18 protein-coding genes are annotated in these 18,957 nt (G+C 58.0%); 5 read left to right on the top strand and 13 right to left on the bottom strand.

From position 1 onward, the window contains the following. Positions 1-146: 146 nt before the first annotated feature. The 6 genes from ugpB to livK form a co-directional block, all read right to left on the bottom strand. Positions 147-1,463 carry a sn-glycerol-3-phosphate ABC transporter substrate-binding protein UgpB gene (ugpB, locus tag RHN82_RS11125; protein ID WP_047050532.1) on the bottom strand — a complete coding sequence of 439 codons (1,317 nt, stop codon included), beginning with the start codon at positions 1,461-1,463 and terminating at the stop codon, positions 147-149. Between the two features lie 248 nt (positions 1,464-1,711). Next, complete coding sequence (gene livF / locus RHN82_RS11120; protein WP_023298801.1) at positions 1,712-2,425, bottom strand: high-affinity branched-chain amino acid ABC transporter ATP-binding protein LivF; 714 nt, start codon at positions 2,423-2,425, stop codon at positions 1,712-1,714. A gap of 1 nt (position 2,426) precedes the next feature. Next, positions 2,427-3,191, bottom strand: coding sequence for a high-affinity branched-chain amino acid ABC transporter ATP-binding protein LivG (gene livG, locus RHN82_RS11115; RefSeq protein WP_047050534.1), 765 nt, complete (start codon positions 3,189-3,191; stop codon positions 2,427-2,429). Further along, positions 3,188-4,465, bottom strand: coding sequence for a high-affinity branched-chain amino acid ABC transporter permease LivM (locus RHN82_RS11110; protein ID WP_003861542.1), 1,278 nt, complete (start codon positions 4,463-4,465; stop codon positions 3,188-3,190). The genes livG and RHN82_RS11110 overlap by 4 nt, the downstream gene beginning before the upstream one ends. Continuing rightward, positions 4,462-5,388 (bottom strand): high-affinity branched-chain amino acid ABC transporter permease LivH, encoded by a 927-nt coding sequence (gene livH, locus RHN82_RS11105; protein WP_003861540.1) that lies wholly within the window; start codon positions 5,386-5,388, stop codon positions 4,462-4,464. The genes RHN82_RS11110 and livH overlap by 4 nt, the downstream gene beginning before the upstream one ends. Positions 5,389-5,434: 46 nt before the next feature. Further along, positions 5,435-6,544 carry a high-affinity branched-chain amino acid ABC transporter substrate-binding protein LivK gene (gene livK, locus RHN82_RS11100; RefSeq protein ID WP_023295547.1) on the bottom strand — a complete coding sequence of 370 codons (1,110 nt, stop codon included), beginning with the start codon at positions 6,542-6,544 and terminating at the stop codon, positions 5,435-5,437. A gap of 424 nt (positions 6,545-6,968) precedes the next feature. Here livK and panM point away from each other — a divergent pair, with 424 nt between their 5' ends. Next, positions 6,969-7,358, top strand: coding sequence for an aspartate 1-decarboxylase autocleavage activator PanM (panM, locus tag RHN82_RS11095; protein WP_047050535.1), 390 nt, complete (start codon positions 6,969-6,971; stop codon positions 7,356-7,358). A gap of 90 nt (positions 7,359-7,448) precedes the next feature. Here the strand turns inward: panM and livJ are convergent, their stop codons facing one another. The 6 genes from livJ to ftsY form a co-directional block, all read right to left on the bottom strand. Next, the gene (livJ, locus tag RHN82_RS11090; RefSeq protein WP_072252196.1) at positions 7,449-8,549 is read right to left on the bottom strand and encodes a branched chain amino acid ABC transporter substrate-binding protein LivJ; all 1,101 of its coding nucleotides are present in this window, start codon (positions 8,547-8,549) and stop codon (positions 7,449-7,451) included. A 197-nt stretch (positions 8,550-8,746) separates the two neighbouring features. After that, positions 8,747-10,012, bottom strand: a complete 1,266-nt coding sequence (locus RHN82_RS11085) for a 4-aminobutyrate--2-oxoglutarate transaminase (protein WP_047050539.1) — start codon at positions 10,010-10,012, stop codon at positions 8,747-8,749. Between the two features lie 136 nt (positions 10,013-10,148). After that, on the bottom strand, positions 10,149-11,006 hold the full coding sequence (rpoH, locus tag RHN82_RS11080; RefSeq protein ID WP_000159624.1) for an RNA polymerase sigma factor RpoH: 858 nt from the start codon (positions 11,004-11,006) through the stop codon (positions 10,149-10,151). A gap of 250 nt (positions 11,007-11,256) precedes the next feature. Further along, a complete protein-coding gene (ftsX, locus tag RHN82_RS11075; RefSeq protein ID WP_045333887.1) occupies positions 11,257-12,312 on the bottom strand; it encodes a permease-like cell division protein FtsX in 1,056 nt (351 codons plus the stop codon). Then, positions 12,305-12,970, bottom strand: a complete 666-nt coding sequence (gene ftsE, locus RHN82_RS11070) for a cell division ATP-binding protein FtsE (protein ID WP_006812284.1) — start codon at positions 12,968-12,970, stop codon at positions 12,305-12,307. Before ftsE ends, ftsX begins: the two co-directional genes overlap by 8 nt. Before the next feature lie 2 nt (positions 12,971-12,972). Further along, positions 12,973-14,433, bottom strand: a complete 1,461-nt coding sequence (gene ftsY, locus RHN82_RS11065) for a signal recognition particle-docking protein FtsY (protein ID WP_047050543.1) — start codon at positions 14,431-14,433, stop codon at positions 12,973-12,975. 126 nt (positions 14,434-14,559) lie between these two features. On the opposite strand from ftsY, the gene rsmD reads away from it, so the two are divergent. Then, positions 14,560-15,162: a 16S rRNA (guanine(966)-N(2))-methyltransferase gene (gene rsmD, locus RHN82_RS11060; RefSeq protein WP_015571477.1), complete on the top strand. Its 603-nt coding sequence runs from the start codon at positions 14,560-14,562 to the stop codon at positions 15,160-15,162. Beyond that, positions 15,146-15,427, top strand: a complete 282-nt coding sequence (locus RHN82_RS11055; protein WP_015571478.1) for a DUF1145 family protein — start codon at positions 15,146-15,148, stop codon at positions 15,425-15,427. Before rsmD ends, RHN82_RS11055 begins: the two co-directional genes overlap by 17 nt. An 83-nt stretch (positions 15,428-15,510) precedes the next feature. Here the strand turns inward: RHN82_RS11055 and RHN82_RS11050 are convergent, their stop codons facing one another. After that, complete coding sequence (locus tag RHN82_RS11050; RefSeq protein WP_047050544.1) at positions 15,511-15,870, bottom strand: DUF2500 domain-containing protein; 360 nt, start codon at positions 15,868-15,870, stop codon at positions 15,511-15,513. A 129-nt stretch (positions 15,871-15,999) separates the two neighbouring features. Between RHN82_RS11050 and RHN82_RS11045 the strand changes: the two genes are divergently transcribed. After that, positions 16,000-16,626: a lysoplasmalogenase gene (locus tag RHN82_RS11045; protein WP_047050545.1), complete on the top strand. Its 627-nt coding sequence runs from the start codon at positions 16,000-16,002 to the stop codon at positions 16,624-16,626. 76 nt (positions 16,627-16,702) lie between these two features. Next, the gene (zntA, locus tag RHN82_RS11040; protein WP_059356052.1) at positions 16,703-18,874 is read left to right on the top strand and encodes a Zn(II)/Cd(II)/Pb(II) translocating P-type ATPase ZntA; all 2,172 of its coding nucleotides are present in this window, start codon (positions 16,703-16,705) and stop codon (positions 18,872-18,874) included. Positions 18,875-18,957: the final 83 nt, after the last annotated feature.

Raw genomic sequence — 18,957 nt, 5'->3', positions numbered from 1 at the left:
TCCTGAACAGTGCCGGGTGGCGGCTACGCCTTACCCGGCCTACAAATATTTCTCCCTCTCCCCGTGGGAGAGGGTTGGGGTGAGGGCATCAGCCCGCACGATCCCCGTAGGCCCGGATCGCTACGCGTCACCGGGCGAATCACGGATTACGATTTGGTCGACTGCTCAAAGCGGCGCAGCAGCTGATTCCCGCGTTCTACCGCAGCGTCCAGCGCCTGCTGTGGGGTTTTCTTCCCGGTCCAGACGCTTTCCAGCTCTTCATCGACGATGGTGCGGATCTGCGGCATGTTGCCCAGACGCAGGCCTTTGGTGAACGGCAACGGCGGCTTGTTCAGCATCTGGCGCGTCGCGATGTCTGCGCCCGGGTTCTTGCTGTAGAAGCCCTGCTCGCGGGTCAGGTCGTACGCGGCTTTGGTGATCGGCAGGTAGCCGGTCTTCTGGTGCCATTCGGCGGCGTTTTCCGGCTTCGCCAGGAAGTCGAGGAACTCAGCCACGCCTTTGTAGGTGCCGCTGTCTTTACCCTGCATCACCCACAGGCTCGCCCCGCCGATGATGGCGTTTTGCGGCGCGCCTTTAACGTCAGCGTCGTACGGCATCATGCCCACGCCGTAGTTGAATTTGGCGTAGTGACGTATATCCGCCAGCGAGCCGGACGAGGCGGTGGTAATGGCGCAGTCGCCGTTGTAGAACTTCTCGGTGGATTCGTCTTTACGCCCGAAGTAGCTGAAGTCGCCCTTCTTGTTCAGATCGGCAAGCAGCGCGATGTGCTTCACCTGCTCCGGCTTGTTGAACTCCAGCACCGCGTCGGTGCCGTCGAAACCGTTGTTTTTGGTCGCAACCGGCAGGCCGTGCCAGGCGCTGAAGTTTTCAATCTGGATCCAGCCCTGCCAGCCGCTGGCGTAGCCGCACTTCATCCCCGCCGCTTTCAGCTTCGCGGTGTACTCGGCCAGGTCCTGCCATGTTTTTGGCGGCTGCTCCGGATCTAAACCGGCTTTTTTGAAGGCGTCTTTGTTGTAGTACAGCACCGGCGTGGAGCTGTTAAACGGCTGAGACAGCAGATGTCCGGTTCTGGAATCGGTGTAGTAACCCGCTACGGTCGGTACAAACTGGGATTCATCGAAGTTAATACCCGCTTCTTTGAACACTTCATAGACCGGTTTGATGGCTTTGGAGGCCATCATGGTGGCGGTGCCCACTTCATAAACCTGTAACAGCGCAGGCGCGTTACCGGTACGGAAGGCGGCGATGCCCGCGCTCAGGCTCTGCTCGTAGTTGCCTTTGTACACCGGCACAATTTTGTAATCCGGGTGGGTGTCGTTGAAACGCTGCGCCAGGGAGTCAACCTCTTTACCCAACTCCCCTTCCATGGAATGCCAGAACGGAATGGTGGTCACAGCCATTGCGTTCGTCGCAAAAGCCAGACCCAGTGCCAGACCCAAAGCTGTGTGTCGTAACGATGTCATTGTCATCTCTCTTATTGTGCCGGATGCGCGATATCACGCGTTTTATGCTCGCGAGGTAACATGACATGCTCGAATGACAGAAAAATAACTGTTTGTTTACAGATAAGTGACAGCCAGGCGTCAGGGGGATGATGGTTGTGTGAAGGGGGGTTAATATGAAAAAAGCCGGGTGGCGGCTGCGCCTTACCCGGCCTACATGGTATCCGTAGGCCCGGTAAGCGTAAGCGCCACCGGGCAATACAGACGGCTCAGCCGCCCAGGTACGCGCTCCGCACCGCTTCGTTCGCCAGCAGCGCGTCGCCGGTATCGGAGAGCACCACGCGCCCGTTCTCCAGCACATAGCCACGGTCAGCGAGCTTCAGCGCCTGGTTAGCGTTCTGCTCGACGAGGAAGATGGTCATCCCCTCTTTGCGCAGCTGCTCGATAGTGTCGAAAATCTGCTGGATAATAATCGGCGCAAGACCAAGCGACGGTTCATCCAGTAGCAGCAGGCGCGGCTGGCTCATCAGCGCGCGGCCAATCGCCAGCATCTGCTGCTCGCCGCCGGACATGGTGCCCGCACGCTGAATACGACGCTCCCACAGGCGCGGGAAGAGCTCGTACACCCACTTGATGCGGGTCTGGTATTCATCCCGGTGGGCGAAGAAACCGCCCATCGCCAGGTTCTCTTCCACCGTCATGCGGGAGAATACGCGGCGCCCTTCCGGGACAATCGCCACCGCTTCACGCATGATTTTAGCCGTCTGCCAGTCGGTAATGTCTTTGCCGTCAAACACAATCCGCCCGCTGGTGGCGCGCGGGTCGCCGCACAGGGTGCCGAGCAGCGTGGTTTTCCCCGCGCCGTTGGCGCCAATCAGGGTGACGATTTCGCCCTGATTGATATGCAGGCTGACGTCGTGCAGCGCCTGGATCTTGCCATAGTGCGCGTTGACCTTGTCGAACGTTAACATCGCTTTTTCCATCTTATGCCTCACCAAGGTATGCGCGGATCACGTCCGGGTTGTTGCGGATCTCTTCCGGCGTGCCGTTTGCCAGCGGCGTGCCCTGGTTTACCACGTAGATACGATCCGAAATGCCCATCACCAGCTTCATGTCATGCTCAATCAGCAGGATGGTGGTGTCATGATGATCGCGCAGCTCGGCAATCAGCTCGTCCAGCTCTTTGGTCTCTTTCGGGTTAAGGCCCGCCGCCGGTTCGTCGAGCATCAGAATTTCCGGCTGGGTCACCATGCAGCGCACGATCTCAAGGCGACGCTGATCCCCGTAAGCGAGGTTGCTCGCCTGACGGTTGGCGTGCTGGAGCAGGCCGATACGGTCGAGCCAGGTCGCGGCGCGGTCGAGCGCCTCCTCCTGCGTGCGGCGGAAGGCCGGGGTTTTCAGCAGGCCGGAGAAGAGGCCGGTTTTCAGCTGCTGATGTTGCGCCACCAGCAGGTTCTCAATCACCGTCATCTCGCGGAACAGACGTACGTGCTGGAAGGTACGCACCACGCCCATGCGGGCAATCTGCTGGCCCGGCAGCCCTTCAAGATGCTGGTCGCGCAGCATGATGGTGCCGCCCGTCGGCTTGTAGAAGCCGGTCAAACAGTTAAAGACCGTGGTTTTTCCCGCGCCGTTCGGACCAATCAGGGAGACAATCTCTTTCTTGTGCAGATTCAGATTCACATTGTTGACCGCCAGCAGGCCGCCAAAACGCATCATCAGGCCGTTAACGGATAATAAAGGCTTCATGCCTGCTCTCCTTTCGCCTGTGTGCGTTTCAGCTTCAGCTGTGGACGGGTCATCGGCAGCAGACCCTGCGGACGCCAGATCATCATCAGCACCATCAAACCACCCAGCATTAACATGCTGTATTCGTTAAAGTCGCGCATCAGCTCGCGGGAGACCACCAGCAGGATAGCCGCGAGGATCACGGCGAACTGCGAGCCCATTCCACCGAGCACCACAATCGCCAGCACAAAGGCGGATTCGGCAAAGGTGAACGATTCCGGGCTGACGAAGCCCTGACGCGCGGCAAACAGCGTCCCGGCGAAACCGGCAAACGCGGCGCTGATGGTAAATGCGGTCAGCTTGATGCGGGTCGGGTTCAGCCCCAGGGAGCGGCAGGCGATCTCATCTTCGCGCAGCGCTTCCCACGCGCGGCCCAGCGGCATGCGCAGCAGACGGTTAATCACGAACAGGGTAATCACCACCAGCAGCAGCGCCACCAGGTAGAGCCAGATCACGCGGTCGGACGGATCGTACTTGATGCCAAAGAAGTTGCTGAAGGTATCCCAGCCGCCTTCACGGGCGGTACGGCTGAACTCAAGGCCGAAGAAGGTCGGTTTCGGGATCTGGCTGATGCCGTTCGGACCGCCGGTCACTTCGGTATTGTTGAGCAGCAGAATACGGACGATTTCGCCGAAGCCTAAGGTCACAATCGCCAGGTAGTCACCGCGCAGGCGCAGCACCGGGAAGCCGAGCAGGAAGCCCGCCGCGGCAGAGACCAGCCCCGCCAGCGGCAGACAGGTCCAGAAGCCGAGGCCGTAATAGTGGTTCAGCAGCGCGAAGGTGTACGCGCCGATGGCGTAGAACCCGCCGTAGCCCAGCACCAGCAGGCCAGACAGCCCCACCACCACGTTCAGACCCAGCCCCAGAATCACGTAGATCATGGTCAGGGTGGCAATATCCACCGTCCCGCGCGATACCATAAACGGCCACGCCACGGCAGCCACCAGCAGCGCCACAAGGAACAGCTTCTGTTTCACCGTTGTACCGTCGATCGCCGGCAGGACGAATTTCGGCCCGGAGACGTTTTTCAACGTCTTCTGGAACAGCGGACGCAGCAGCTGGAACAGGAACACCACCGCGGTGCCGATAAACACCCACTGCCAGCGGATGTCGGGAGCGGTATCCACCACCAGCTTTGTGCCGTCCAGTCCTAACTGGACGCCCATAAAGACGCCCGCCAGGACGAAGAACATGGCGGCAGAGAGCAGCGCCATCGCAAAATGCATCGGTTTCATACTTTCTCTACCTCCGGACGGCCCAGAATACCGGTAGGCATGACCAGCAGCACCAGAATCAGCAGGGCAAACGACACCACATCTTTATATTCGGTGCTCAGGTACGCCGAGGAGAGCGCTTCGGCCACGCCCAGGATCAGGCCGCCGATCATCGCGCCGGGAATGCTGCCGATGCCGCCCAGTACCGCCGCGGTGAAGGCTTTCATCCCGGCCATAAAGCCGATGTACGGGTTGATTACGCCGTAGAACTGGCCGAGCAACACGCCAGCCACCGCTGCCATCGCCGCGCCGATCACGAAGGTCAGGGCAATCACGCGGTCGGTGTTAATCCCGAGCAGGCTCGCCATCTTCAGATCTTCCGCGCAGGCGCGGCAGGCGCGTCCCATGCGGGAGTAGCGGATGAACAGGGTCAGGGCCAGCATGGCAATAAAGGTCACCACCCAGATAACCAGCTGCATGGTAGTGACAGAGGCGGAGAAGTTTTCGCTGGCCCCCACAATCCACTGGCCGTTAAACAGGCTAGGCAGCGCCACGTCGCGCGAGCCTTCGGTCAGGCTGACGTAGTTTTGCAGAAAAATGGACATACCGATGGCGGAGATCAGCGCGATCAGGCGTTTGGAGCTGCGCACCGGCCGGTAGGCCACCCGTTCGATACTCCAGCCGTAGGCGCTGGCGATCACAATTGCGCCGACAAACCCGGCGGCCACCAGCAGCCAGCTGCTGTCGATGCCCATCATCATCAGCGCGGCGATGATCATAAAGGAGACGTAGCTACCGATCATGTACACCTCGCCGTGGGCGAAGTTGATCATGCCGATAATGCCGTAAACCATCGTGTAGCCGATGGCGATCAGCGCGTAGGTGCTTCCCAGCGTGACGCCGTTAAACATCTGCTGCAAGAAGTAGAGAAACTGCTCGGACATAAGAAAACCTTTTTATACCCGCCCGGTGAGCCGGGCGGTGGGATGATTATTTGGCGACCGAGGAAGACCCGTCGGCGTGCCACTTGAAGACACCAAATTCAAATCCCTTCAGATCGCCTTTCTCATCCCAGTTCAGCGGCCCAATCACGGTGTTCGCCCCGTGTGCTTTTAAATCTTTCACCAGATCCAGCGGCTCTTTACTGCCGGTACGGTCCAGCGCGGTGGCAAGAGACTGCACGGCCGCGTAGGTGATCCAGACGTACGGACCGCTCGGATCTTTCTTCTGCGCCTTGAGCGCATCCACGATAGCCTTATTCGCCGGATCCTGGTCATAGCGTTTTGGCATCGTCACCAGCATGCCTTCGGCAGAATCGCCCGCGATGTTGGACAGGGAGGCATTACCGACGCCCTCTGGCCCCATAAACTGGGTTTTCAGGCCGGTGGCGCGCGCCTGGCGCAGCATCTGCCCCATTTCCGGGTAGTAGCCGCCGTAGTAAACGAAGTCGATATTCTCTTTTTGCAGGCGGGCGATCAGCGCGGAGAAGTCTTTCTCACCAGCGGTAATGCCGTCGAAGAAGACGATGTTTGCGCCGCCTTTTTTCAGGCCGTCCTGCACGGAACGCGCCAGGCCTTCGCCGTACTGCTGCTTATCATGGATGATGGCGATACGCTGCGGCTTAACGGTTTCGAGGATGTATTTGGCGGCGGTTGGCCCCTGAGAGGAGTCCAGACCGGCGGTACGCATGATGTGCTGGTAGCCGCGCTGGGTCAGTTCCGGGTTGGTGGCACCCGGGGTGATCATCAGAATGCCTTCGTCTTCGTAGATATCAGATGCGGGCTGCGTGGAGGAGGAACACAGGTGCCCGATGACGTACTGGATACCGTCGTTAACGATTTTGTTGGCGACCGCGACGGCCTGTTTAGGATCGCAGGCGTCGTCATACTCCACGCCTACCAGCTTGTCGCCTTTGATGCCGCCTTTGGCGTTGATATCTTTGATGGCCTGACGCGCGCCGTTGAACTCCATGTCACCCCACTGGGCAACAGGGCCGGACATCGCCCCCACTACCGCAACTTTAATGTCGTCTGCCATAGCGGCATGCGAGATCGACAGTGCGACCATCCCCGCGATTAACGTCTTCGCGTTCCTTTTCATCTCTGAATCCCCATTCGTGATGTCGTGTTTATATTTTGTTTTATTATGGTTAAAAAGCATTCTGTACTTTTAATGAACAACGCTATTTTTACCAGTGCCTTTAATGGTTTAGCGCAGTTTTTTGTCAAAAACCAGACTAAAATCTCTATTTTTCAGGCGATTAAGCAAAGATAATATTCTGAAATCAGGCGGAGATAAACAAATAAAAGCGCAGTTTGCAGCATAAAATAACGGTACAAAGCGCCGAATAAATCACTGCCCTTCAGGTTAAAATTCTGCTTATTTTTCGATCCATGTGTTTTCAAACTGCCCATCGCGCTGCCAAAAAACTAATCACCTGGTAAATGGGAAGAAAAAGAGAAAGCGCCTGAGCAAATAAATTGAGTACACTGGCCCTACTCTTTTTGATTTGGACAAGCAGCTAATGAAACTGACTATCGTGCGTCTGGTGACCTTTAGCGACCAGGATCATATCGACCTGGGCAAGATCTGGCCGGAATATTCCCCTTCATCGCTGGCCGTCGATGAAAACCACCGCATCTATGCCGCGCGTTTTAATGAACGTCTGCTGGCCGCCGTCCGCGTAACGCTGAGCGGCACGGAAGGGGCGCTGGATTCCCTGCGCGTGCGCGACGTGACCCGTCGTCGCGGGGTCGGGCAGTATTTGATTGAAGAGGTGATCCGTGAAAACCCGAGCATAACCTCCTGGTGGATGGCCGACGTGGGCGTAGAGGATCGCGGCGTGATGGCGGCGTTTATGCAGGCGTTAGGGTTTACGGCGCAGGCGAACGGGTGGGAGAAGCGCCAGAGTTGATGTGTGCGGCCTGATGCCCTCACCCCGGCCCTCTCCCACGGGGAGAGGGAGAAAACATTAAAAAAGGCAACTTGCGTTGCCTTTTTGCTTTTATTTGGCGTCTGTCGCCGTGCCATTGGCATGCCAGTCAAACACGCCGAACTCAAAGCCCTTCAGGTCGCCCTTCTCATCCCAGGACAGCGGCCCCATCACGGTTTCTACCGAGTTCGCTTTCAGCCAGGTGGCAATCCCCGCCGGATCGGCTGACTGGTTCAGGCCCGCTTGCAGAGACTGCAACGCTGCGTAGGTGGTCCAGACGAACGCACCACTTGGATCCTGTTTCTTCGCCTTGATGGCATCGACAACAGGTTTGTTCGCAGGCACCTGGTCGTAGTTCTTCGGTTTGGTCACCAGCAGCCCTTCAGCGGATTCACCCGCGATATTAGACAGGGAAACGTTCGCGACACCTTCTGGCCCCATGAACTGCGTCTTCAGACCCGCCGCACGCGCCTGGCGCAGGATCTGCCCCATTTCCGGGTGGTAGCCGCCGTAGTAAACGAAATCGATATTTTCTTTCTTCAGACGCGCGACCAGGGTCGAGAAGTCTTTCTCACCGGCGGTGATACCGTCAAAGAACACCACGTTGGCGTTCGCTTTTTTCAGGTTATCCTGCACCGCACGGGCCAGGCCTTCGCCGTACTGCTGTTTGTCATGAACAATCGCGATGCGCTGCGGCTTCACTTTTTCCACGATGTATTTCGCGGCGGTTGGCCCCTGATCGGAGTCCAGACCGGTGGTACGCAGGATCAGCTTATAGCCGCGCGCGGTCAGCTCTGGCGCCGTCGCGGCCGGGGTGATCATCAGAATGCCTTCGTCTTCGTAGATGTCAGACGCGGGCTGGGTGGAAGAGGAGCACAGGTGACCGATAACGTATTTGATCCCGTCGTTTACCACTTTGTTCGCCACCGCGACCGCCTGTTTCGGGTCACAGGCATCGTCATATTTTACGATTTGCAGCTTTTCGCCCTTGATGCCGCCCTTAGCATTAATGTCTGCAACCGCCTGTTCCGCGCCGGTAAATTCCTGGTCGCCGTACTGTGCTACCGGACCGGACATCGCGCCCACCACGGCCACTTTAATATCGGCCTGGGCCATAGTGCTGAATGCCAACGCGATACATCCTGCCAGTAACGCTTTACCCTTCATGTTCATCCTGAGATTCCCCATTATTATGGTTATAACGATTGTTGTGATGTTGTTGTGTAGCGCTTTATTTCAGTTATAGGCGTGCTGTTCGCGCTTTTTCAGCATACTCTGCTAAAACATACCCCATTTTTATGATTTTGGAATAGCTAATTTGAAATGAAAATATGATAAGCCCAACTGTCATTTCAGCCGGGCTTTTGGCTTTATCGTGTCAGCGAGGCGGAAATAATATCCAGCGCTTTACGGAACTGCGCTTCGGGGATGGTGAGCGGGTAGAGGAAGCGAATAACGTTGCCGTAAACGCCGCAGCTCAGGAGCAGCAGCCCTTCGTTCAACGCGCGCTCCTGAACCTGACGGGTAAATTCCGGCGACGGCTGTCCGGTTTGCGGATCGCTAAATTCCACCGCCACCATCGAGCCCTGCCCACGGATATCGGCGATATACGGACAACCATCCTTCGCTTTATTCAACACCTCGACCAGATGATGCCCGAGATGAGACGCGCGGGTGCAGAGATCGTCCTCGTCAATCACATCCAGCACCGCATGGGCCGCCGCAATCGCCAGCGGGTTACCCGCGTAAGTTCCGCCAAGCCCGCCCGGGGCGGGCGCATCCATCACCTCCGCCCGGCCAGAGACGGCAGAGAGCGGCATCCCGCCCGCCAGGCTTTTCGCCATGGTGATCAGATCGGGCTTCACGCAGTGATTTTCCATGGAGAACAGCTTGCCGGTACGCGCGAAGCCGGTTTGTACTTCGTCGGCAATGAGTAAAATCCCGTGGGTATCGCACAGGGCACGCAGCGCCTGCATAAAATCAGCGGGCGCGACGTTGAACCCGCCCTCGCCCTGAACCGGTTCAATAATGATTGCCGCCACCTGATCGGGCGCGATATCGGCTTTGAAGATGCGTTCCAGGCTTTTTAGCGCTTCGGCGGTACTGATGCCGTGCAGGCTGTTGGGGAATTGCGCGTGGTAAACCGAACCGGGGAACGGGCCGAAGCCGAGCTTATAGGGCGCCACTTTGCCGGTCAGCGCCATGGTCATAAAGGTACGGCCGTGGAACGCGCCGCCGAAGGTGATAAGGCCGGGACGTCTGGTGTACGCGCGGGCGATTTTCACCGCGTTTTCGACCGCTTCCGCCCCCGTTGAGAAGAAGGCGGTTTTGGCTGGCCCCTCTATGGGTACGCGCTGGTTGATGCGCTCGGCAAGCGCCACATAGCCTTCATAGGGGACGATTTGATAAGCGGTATGGGTAAAGGCGTGAAGCTGTTTTTCGATGGCGGCGATAACTTTAGGATGGCGATGCCCGGTATTCAGCACGGCGATCCCGGCGGCAAAATCAATATACTCATTACCTTCCACGTCCCACACCGTGGCGTTTTCGGCTTTATCGGCATAGAAGTTACACATGACGCCGATACCGCGCGGCGTCGCCTGTAAACGCCGGTCGTTCAGTTCGTTATTTTTCACCCTGTCACCCTCTGAAAGTCGCCTGCTTAGCGCATCAGTAAGTGTTTGCCAGGGGCAGGGAATTCGCCAGAGCGGGCGCTAAAAAAACAAAACCCCCGAATTTGCATTCGAGGGTTCTCGGTGTACTTCGCGGAAATTACGCTTCGATAGCGGCGCGAAGTTTTTTCATGGCGTTTTTCTCAAGCTGACGCACACGTTCAGCGGAGACGCCGTAGCGGTCGGCCAGCTCCTGCAACGTGGACTTGTTATCTTCGTCCAGCCAGCGGGCACGGATGATATCCTGGCTACGCTCGTCGAGGCCTTCCATCGCGAAGGTCAGCTTGTTCGCCGCCTGGTCTTCCCAGTTATCCTCTTCAATGCCGTCAGCAAAGTTAGAGGTTTTATCCTGAAGATACAGAACCGGGGCCATCGGCTGGCTGTCGGACGCGTCATCGTCGGCAGACATATCAAACGTCATGTCCTGAGCGGCCATACGGGATTCCATCTCGCGGACGTCTTTGCTGGAAACGCCCAGCTCGCGCGCCACCATTTCCACTTCATCCTGATTGAACCAGCCCAGACGCTGCTTGGTTTTACGCAGGTTAAAGAACAGTTTGCGCTGCGCTTTCGTCGTGGCGACTTTCACAATACGCCAGTTACGCAGGACGTATTCGTGAATTTCCGCTTTGATCCAGTGTACGGCGAAGGAGACCAGTCGCACACCCACTTCCGGGTTGAAGCGACGTACCGCCTTCATCAGGCCAATGTTACCTTCCTGAATCAGGTCCGCCTGCGGCAGGCCGTAGCCCGCATAATTACGAGCAACGTGAACAACAAAGCGCAGGTGAGACAGGATCAGCGTTTTAGCTGCTTCCAGATCGCCCTGGTAATGCAGCTTTTCAGCAAGCTCCTTTTCTTCCTCAGCCGTTAACATCGGCCAGGTGTTCGCAGCCCGGATGTAAGATTCCAGGTTACCAACAGGGGCTAAAGCTAAAGTTTGCATTTCTTTGGTCATTCATTCCTCTCAATGTTTCTTCTGGTCCAGGTTGTCCCCGTCAGGCAACAACCATGCCAAAGCGTTTGAGCAACGAGATTAGCATTCACTCTTTTATCAGACAGTGATTTTATCCACAAGTTCCAGGTGCAACAGTGAATAAATTACGCACAAAATGTGACATGAAGATGATTGCAGGGGAAGAGACAACAGGGACGCTTTCCCTGCAAGCGAACATCTCGGTGCAGGGAAAGATTATATCACGCTTTTATTAGTCGGGAGTAAAGTGGCGTAAATGTTGAACCGTTGCCAGCCATGCGGCAATCCAGCCGATCATGGAGCACACCAGCAGCAACAGCAGGCACTCATCGAAACCTAAACCACTGATATCAAACTTAGTTCCGAAAACCTGCGCCACCTCGGTGACGGCTGACGACAACCGCATCACCAAAATTTCTGACAAAATCAATGAAAGAAATGCACCAGAAAAACCTAATAACGCGCCGCCGTAAAGGAACGGGCGGAGGATGAAACCATCCGTTGCGCCAATCAGTTTCTGCACGTTGATGGTATCGCGACGGGCGAAGATGCTCAGGCGCACGCTGTTACCAATGACGAGGAACACCGCCGCCACCATCAGCACGCCGATCATCGCCGACACGCGTCCTACCAGCCCGGTCAGGGCGGCAAGACGGGCAAACCAGCTGTCGTCCATGCGCACTTCATCAATCCCGTTGATGCGGGTAATGCGGTCGCGCAGGGTGTTGAGCGAATCCGTGCCCTGGAAATCGAGTTTCGGGATCACCACCGCCACGGCGGGCAGCGGGTTCTCTTCAAGCATATCCAGCGCGCCGCCGAACCCGGACCAGTTGCGGAACTCACCCAGCGCTTCATCGCGGGAAAGGTAGTTCACCTTCTCCACACCCTGCTCGGCCTGAATCTGCCCCACCACCTGCGCCGCCGCGTTATCGTCGAGGGCTTTATCCAGATAAACGGTGATCTGCGGCGACGGATAGTACTGGGACGCCGCCTGGTTTACGTTTTTGTAAACCATGTAGCAGACGCTGGGCAGCGTCAGGGAGATGGCAATCACCATCACCGTCAGGAACGTCGCCAGCGGTTTGCTTTTCAGATCCTGCAACGCGCCCTGGAAGGCGTACCGCACCTGCTCGTTAAAGACGTTGGTTTTGCGGGAGTTCGGTTTCGGTGCCGCTTTGGCACGCTTAGGCGCATTGCGATTGCCGTCCCCGCCGCCCTGAGGCTTGCGGAAACGGTCAAACCGGTTGCTGAACTGCCGAATCTGGTTCATTGCATCACGCTTATTCACCGTGGCCTCCGTGCAAATGCCCGTCGCTCAGGGTCAGCATGCGGTACGAACGGCGGGAGATCAGCCCCATGTCGTGCGTCGCCATCAGTACCGTGACCCCCACGCGGTTAAATTCCTCAAACAGACGCAGGATCCCTTCAGAGAGGGCATCGTCCAGGTTACCGGTCGGTTCATCCGCCAGCAAAACGGCTGGCTTGTTCACCACCGCACGGGCGATGCCCACGCGCTGCTGCTCACCGCCGGAGAGCTGGATCGGGAAGTTCTTCGCTTTGTCCAGCAGCCCGACCTTATCCAGCGCCGCAGAGACGCGACGGCGGATATCATCGTAACTGGCGCCGGCAATAATCAGCGGGATCGCGACGTTATCGAAAACCGTGCGATCCATCAGCAGGTGGTGATCCTGGAAAATCATGCCAATCTGACGACGCAGGAACGGCACTTCACGGTTCTTAAGACGGCTAATTTCATGGCCGCTGAACCAGATTTTCCCGGCGCTTGGCCGCTCGATCCCACAGATCAGCTTGAGCAGGGTACTTTTCCCCGCGCCGGAATGGCCGGTCAGGAATGCCATCTCGCCTGGCTGGAGGTGGAATGTAACCCCCTGTAGCGCTTGTCTCCCGCCGAGATAGGCCTTGCTGACGTGTTCAAAGCGAATCATTGTTAGTCCTCTCGGGCAAAAAGTGCCTCAATAAAGTCGTCCGCTTTAAACGGACGTAAATCCTCAATACGCTCGCCCACACCGATGTAACGGATAGGAATGCCAAACTGGTCGGCCACGGAGAAGATCACCCCGCCTTTCGCGGTGCCGTCCAGCTTGGTCAGCGTGATCCCGGTCAGGCCTACCGCTTCATGGAACAGCTTCGCCTGGCTGATGGCGTTCTGTCCGGTGCTGGCGTCGATAGTCAGCATAATTTCATGCGGTGCATCTTCGTCCAGCTTCTTCATGACGCGAACGATTTTCTTCAGCTCTTCCATCAGGTGCGATTTGTTCTGCAAACGCCCCGCGGTATCCGCAATCAGCACGTCCACGTTACGCGACTTCGCCGCCTGGATGGCATCGAAAATCACGGACGCGGAATCCGCGCCGGTGTGCTGAGCAATGACCGGAATATTGTTGCGCTGGCCCCACACCTGGAGCTGTTCCACCGCTGCCGCACGGAAGGTATCGCCCGCCGCCAGCATCACCGATTTGCCCTGCTGCTCAAACTGGCGCGCCAGCTTGCCGATGGTGGTGGTTTTACCCACGCCGTTGACGCCCACCATCAGGATCACAAACGGCATTTTGCCTTCAATATTAAGCGGTTCGTCAACTTTTGCGAGAATTTCACCCATCTCGTCTTTCAGCAGGCCGTACAGCGCCTCGGCGTCACGCAGCTGTTTGCGGCTCGCCCCTTCGGTCAGGTTGGCGATGATCTTCCGGGTGGTTTCCACGCCCACGTCCGCAATCAGCAGCTGCTCTTCCAGCTCCTCAAACAGATCGTCGTCGATCTTTTTGCCGCGGAACAGACTGATAAATCCGGAACCTAAGTTTTCTTTGGTTTTGAGCAGGCTGCGCTTCAGGCGCGCGAAGAAACCTTCTTTGGTCGGTTTTTCCTGCTCCTGAACGATCTCTTCTTCGGCCTGCTCTTCCACCGGCACGACGATGACCGCTTCTTCAGCCGCTTCCGCCGCCAGCGCCTGGGCTTCCAGCTCTTCGTCGGTCAGCTCTGGCTCAAGGGCCGCTTCTTCTTCCACCGCCTCAACAATTTCAACGGTTTCCGCTTCGGCCTGCCACTCTTCGGCAGAAACCTCTTCGGCTTTCACCTCTTCCGGCAGCGGCAGTTCTTCGTGTTCGATAGTGGCCTGCGGCGCTTCGTTAAGGGTTTCAACGATAACCGGCTCTGGTTTTTCGCTCTCCTGAACCTGTTCAGTAACCTCAACCACCTCTTCAGCAAAGGATTCAATCTCTTCTTTGCTGTGGGCTGGCTCTTCCGCTTCGACAACCGCAGCGGTTTCGACAGGCGTTTCAGGCTGTGACGACTCTTCTACAACCTGCTGTTCTTCGGTTTTCTGTTCTGTTTCTTGCTCTTTTTCACCGAAACCCAACCAGGAAAAGAAGCCACGTTTTTTTTGTTTTGCCATCTGCGACTACACTCCTCGCGGCGCTATATACAGGGAAGCTAAAAAAATGATGAAATAGTCTAACACTTTACTTAATTGACATCACCGCCCGCAATCGCAGGGCATTGTTAACAGAGCTTTCCTGAGATGAAGAAACCCACCCGCGCCCCGGCCGGTCAAATTCGCATTATCGGCGGCCAGTGGCGAGGCCGGAAATTACCGGTGCCGGACAGCCCCGGTTTACGCCCCACCACGGACCGCGTTCGCGAGACGCTGTTTAACTGGCTCGCCCCGTCTATGGTAGACGCCAACTGCCTGGACTGCTTCGCCGGAAGCGGTGCATTGGGGCTGGAAGCGCTGTCGCGTTATGCCGCCAGCGCCACGCTGCTGGAGATGGAGCGCGGCGTCGCGCAGACGTTGCAGCAAAATCTGGCTACGCTGAAGGCCACCAACGCGAAAGTGGTGAATACCAACACGCTGAGCTTCCTCGCCCAACAGGGGACGCCGTTCAACGTGGTGTTTGTTGACCCGCCGTTCCGTAAAGGGCTGCTGGAAGAGACATTATCGTTGCTGGAAAAAAATGGCTGGCTGGCAGACGACGCGCTGATTTACGTTGAAAGCGAAGTGGAAAATGGCCTGCCGCCCGTTCCCGTTCACTGGGATCTGCACCGCGAGAAGGTCGCCGGCCAGGTGGCTTATCGTCTGTATCACCGTCAGGCACAAGGAGGATCCGATGCCAGTACTGATTAACGTAGGGCGCGTGCTGATGCTGGGCGTCTGGGCATTTTTGATTTTGAATCTGGTGCACCCGTTCCCGCGTCCGCTGAATATCTTTATTAACGTGGCGCTGATTTTTACCGCGTTCATGCATGCCTTGCAGATGGTGATGCTGAAAAACGGTCTGCCGAAAGATGGCCCACCGATGACCGGCTGGCAGCAGCTGCGGGTGTTTATTTTCGGCGTGTTTGAGCTGCTGGTGTGGATGAAGAAGTTTAAGGCGCAGGTGAAGAAGTAGGCCCCTCACCCTAACCCTCTCCCAAGGGGAGAGGGGACGATTACACCCTCTCCCCTTGGGAGAGGGTTAGGGTGAGGGGAAAACTACAGCTCCGGTTCAAATCCTTCAAACCGCGACCCTTTGTAGCTCAGCGTGCCTTTCTCCCCCACCGTCAGCTGGTGGTACTGCTGCGTCTCCAGGCGGAAAGTCATCTCCAGCCCGCCGGTTTCCGGCTTAAAGCTCGCTTCATAGCGCATCGTTGTGCCCGCTGGCGTCACCTGCTGCTGGCGGGAGCGGCGGTCGTTAAGCGGCTTCTCACGCTTGTTCGTCACCACCACGCGCTTTTGCATCAGCGGCGCGGCGTCGTTGTCGGCCTTCTCACGGCGCTGCTGCACGAAGCGAAACGAGGCGGCAATGACGATAATCGCCACCACGATAATGAAAAACAGCGGCATCTTGCTCATTGAAAAATCCCATCAGATTATGCGGAATTCAGGATACCTCGCCAGCCCCGGCATTGCCAAACGCCCGCTCGCGTCACTACACTGGATCAGGAACTGATCATTCAGCCTCAACAGTTACAGGGAGTTAATATGCTTTGGTCATTTATCGCTGTCTGTTTTTCCGCATGGCTTTACGTCGATGCGTCCTACCGTGGCCCAGCCTGGCAGCGCTGGTTGTTTAAACCCGTCACGCTATTACTCCTGCTGTTGCTTGCCTGGCAGGCCCCGATGTTTAACGCCGTTAGCTATCTTGTCCTCGCGGGGCTGTGTGCTTCCCTGATTGGCGATGCCTTAACCCTGCTGCCGCGCCAGCGCCTATTGTACGCCGTGGGGGCATTCTTCCTGTCGCATCTGCTCTATACCATCTACTTTGCCAGCCAGATGACGCTCTCCTTCTTCTGGCCGCTGCCGCTGGTGCTGCTGGTGATTGGCGCCCTGCTGATCGTGGTGATCTGGTCGCGTCTGGAAGAGATGCGTCTGCCGGTCTGTACGTTTATCGCCATGACGCTGGTGATGGTGTGGCTGGCGGGCGAGCTGTGGTTCTTCCGTCCGACGGCGCCTGCGATGTCTGCGTTCTTCGGTGCCGCACTGTTGCTGTTGGGTAATATCGTCTGGCTGGGCAGCCACTATCGCCGCCGCTTCCGTGCGGATAATGCGATTTCCGCCGCCTGTTACTTTGCCGGACACTTCCTGATTGTGCGTTCGCTGTATATCTAAATAACGCTTGACTCTGGAGTCGACTCCAGAGTGTATGCTGCGGTTAATGAGAAAATTATCATTACCGGAGACTGCCATGTCGACTCCAGAAACACCTAAAAAAGTTCCCCAATTCTCGGCACTTAAGCTCAGCCCGGTTCCGCCAAAAGAGGACTGCTGCTGCGAGGGCGCGTGCGAAACCCGGACCGAAGCGCTGCCTGAAAACGGCAATCACTACAGCTGGGTGGTCAACGGCATGGACTGCGCGGCCTGCGCCCGCAAAGTGGAAAATGCAGTGAAGCAGGTGCCGGGTGTGAACCACGTTCAGGTGCTGTTCGCTACCGAAAAGCTGCTGGTCAGCGCCGAAAACGACGTCAGCAGACAGGTTGAAGCCGCCGTCAGCAAAGCGGGTTATACCCTGCGCAGCGAAACGGCGCCCGCAGAAAAAACGTCCCCGCTAAAAGAAAATCTGCCGCTCATTACCCTCATCATCATGATGGCCCTGAGCTGGGGGCTGGAGCAAATCAACCACCCGTTCGGCAACCTGGCGTTTATCGCCACCACGCTGGTTGGCCTGTTCCCGATTGCGCGTCAGGCGCTGCGTCTGATGAGAAGCGGCAGCTGGTTTGCCATCGAAACGCTGATGAGCGTGGCGGCTATCGGGGCGCTGTTTATTGGCGCGACGGCGGAAGCGGCGATGGTGCTGCTGCTGTTCTTAATTGGCGAACGCCTTGAGGGCTGGGCGGCGAGTCGGGCGCGTAAAGGGGTGAGCGCGCTGATGGCGCTGAAGCCGGAAACCGCCACGCGGGTTATTCATGGTCAGCGTGAAACGGTCGCCATCAATACCCTGCGCCCGGGCGACGTGATTGAAGTGCCCGCAGGCGGACGTCTGCCAGCCGATGGGGCCCTCATTACCGCCACCGCGAGCTTTGACGAAAGCGCCCTGACCGGGGAATCCATCCCGGTAGCGCGTGCGGCGGGTGAAAAAGTGCCTGCGGGCGCCACCAGCGTCGACCGGCTGGTGCAGCTCACCGTGCTTTCTGAACCGGGCGACAGCGCCATCGACCGCATCCTCAGGCTGATTGAAGAGGCCGAGGAGCGCCGCGCGCCGGTCGAACGCTTTATCGATCGCTTCAGCCGGATTTACACCCCCGCCATCATGCTGGTGGCGCTGCTGGTCACCGTCGTCCCGCCGCTGTTCTTCGGCGCGCCGTGGGAGGGCTGGATTTACAAAGGGCTGACGCTGCTGCTGATCGGCTGTCCGTGTGCGCTGGTGATCTCCACCCCGGCGGCGATTACCTCAGGGCTGGCGGCGGCGGCACGGCGCGGGGCGCTGATTAAGGGCGGCGCGGCGCTGGAACAGCTGAGCCAGGTTCAGCACATCGCCTTCGATAAAACCGGCACGCTGACCGTCGGCAAGCCGCAGGTAACCGGCGTGTATCTGCAGGACATCAGTGAAAACGCCCTGCTGACGCTGGCCGCTGCCGTGGAGCAGGGCTCCACTCACCCTCTGGCGCAGGCGATTGTGCGTGAAGCGAAGGGGCGCGGGCTGAACATCCCTCCGGCAACCGCCCAGAGAGCGCTGGTCGGGTCGGGGATTGAGGCTGTGGTCGAAGGCAAAAAAGTGCTGATCGCCGCAGCAGGCGCGTTCGCGAATCCACAGGTTGAGGCATTAGAGCAGGCCGGGCAGACGGTTGTTGCCGTGATGCAGGACGGTGTGCCGATGGGCATGCTGGCGCTGCGCGACACCCTGCGTGACGATGCGAAAGCCGCCGTCGACGCGCTGCACAGGCTGGGGGTACAGGGCGTGATCCTGACCGGTGATAACCCGCGCGCGGCGGCGGCGATTGCCGGTGAGCTGGGGCTGGAGTGTAAGGCCGGATTGTTGCCTGCGGATAAAGTCAGCGCGGTAACCGAGCTGAACGGTCATGCCCCGCTGGCGATGGTCGGGGACGGGATAAACGATGCCCCGGCAATGAAGGCTTCCACCATCGGCATTGCGATGGGTAGCGGCACCGACGTGGCGCTGGAGACCGCCGACGCGGCGCTGACGCACAACCGCCTGACCGGGTTGGCGCAGATGATAGATCTTGCGCGGGCGACGCGCGCCAATATTCGGCAGAACATCGGCATTGCGCTGGGTCTGAAGGGGATTTTCCTGGTCACCACGCTGCTCGGCATGACCGGACTGTGGCTGGCGGTACTGGCGGATACGGGGGCGACGGTGCTGGTCACGGCGAACGCGTTGCGGCTGTTGCGCCGTCGGTAAAAACGCCCGGTGGCGGCTGCGCCTTACCGGGCCTACAACGGCTCTGAACCGTAGGCCGGGTAAGGCGCAGCCGCCACCCGGCA

This window comes from Enterobacter cloacae complex sp. EB5, assembly GCF_031432835.1.
GTDB classification, from domain to species: Bacteria; Pseudomonadota; Gammaproteobacteria; order Enterobacterales; family Enterobacteriaceae; genus Enterobacter; species Enterobacter hormaechei_C.
This window is presented reverse-complemented; position numbering and strand designations above follow the sequence as displayed.

What these genes read in the sequence shown, in the direction of transcription:
- RHN82_RS11110 (WP_003861542.1), bottom strand. Translation starts at nt 4,465, where the DNA reads ATGAAACCGATGCATTTTGCGATGGCGCTGCTCTCTGCCGCCATGTTC.
- livJ (WP_072252196.1), bottom strand. Translation starts at nt 8,549, where the DNA reads ATGAACATGAAGGGTAAAGCGTTACTGGCAGGATGTATCGCGTTGGCA.
- RHN82_RS11055 (WP_015571478.1), top strand. Translation starts at nt 15,146, where the DNA reads ATGCCAGTACTGATTAACGTAGGGCGCGTGCTGATGCTGGGCGTCTGG.
- rsmD (WP_015571477.1), top strand. Translation starts at nt 14,560, where the DNA reads ATGAAGAAACCCACCCGCGCCCCGGCCGGTCAAATTCGCATTATCGGC.
- livH (WP_003861540.1), bottom strand. Translation starts at nt 5,388, where the DNA reads ATGTCCGAGCAGTTTCTCTACTTCTTGCAGCAGATGTTTAACGGCGTC.
- livK (WP_023295547.1), bottom strand. Translation starts at nt 6,544, where the DNA reads ATGAAAAGGAACGCGAAGACGTTAATCGCGGGGATGGTCGCACTGTCG.
- ftsY (WP_047050543.1), bottom strand. Translation starts at nt 14,433, where the DNA reads ATGGCAAAACAAAAAAAACGTGGCTTCTTTTCCTGGTTGGGTTTCGGT.
- ugpB (WP_047050532.1), bottom strand. Translation starts at nt 1,463, where the DNA reads ATGACATCGTTACGACACACAGCTTTGGGTCTGGCACTGGGTCTGGCT.
- RHN82_RS11045 (WP_047050545.1), top strand. Translation starts at nt 16,000, where the DNA reads ATGCTTTGGTCATTTATCGCTGTCTGTTTTTCCGCATGGCTTTACGTC.
- livG (WP_047050534.1), bottom strand. Translation starts at nt 3,191, where the DNA reads ATGAAGCCTTTATTATCCGTTAACGGCCTGATGATGCGTTTTGGCGGC.
- ftsE (WP_006812284.1), bottom strand. Translation starts at nt 12,970, where the DNA reads ATGATTCGCTTTGAACACGTCAGCAAGGCCTATCTCGGCGGGAGACAA.
- panM (WP_047050535.1), top strand. Translation starts at nt 6,969, where the DNA reads ATGAAACTGACTATCGTGCGTCTGGTGACCTTTAGCGACCAGGATCAT.
- zntA (WP_059356052.1), top strand. Translation starts at nt 16,703, where the DNA reads ATGTCGACTCCAGAAACACCTAAAAAAGTTCCCCAATTCTCGGCACTT.
- RHN82_RS11050 (WP_047050544.1), bottom strand. Translation starts at nt 15,870, where the DNA reads ATGAGCAAGATGCCGCTGTTTTTCATTATCGTGGTGGCGATTATCGTC.
- livF (WP_023298801.1), bottom strand. Translation starts at nt 2,425, where the DNA reads ATGGAAAAAGCGATGTTAACGTTCGACAAGGTCAACGCGCACTATGGC.
- rpoH (WP_000159624.1), bottom strand. Translation starts at nt 11,006, where the DNA reads ATGACCAAAGAAATGCAAACTTTAGCTTTAGCCCCTGTTGGTAACCTG.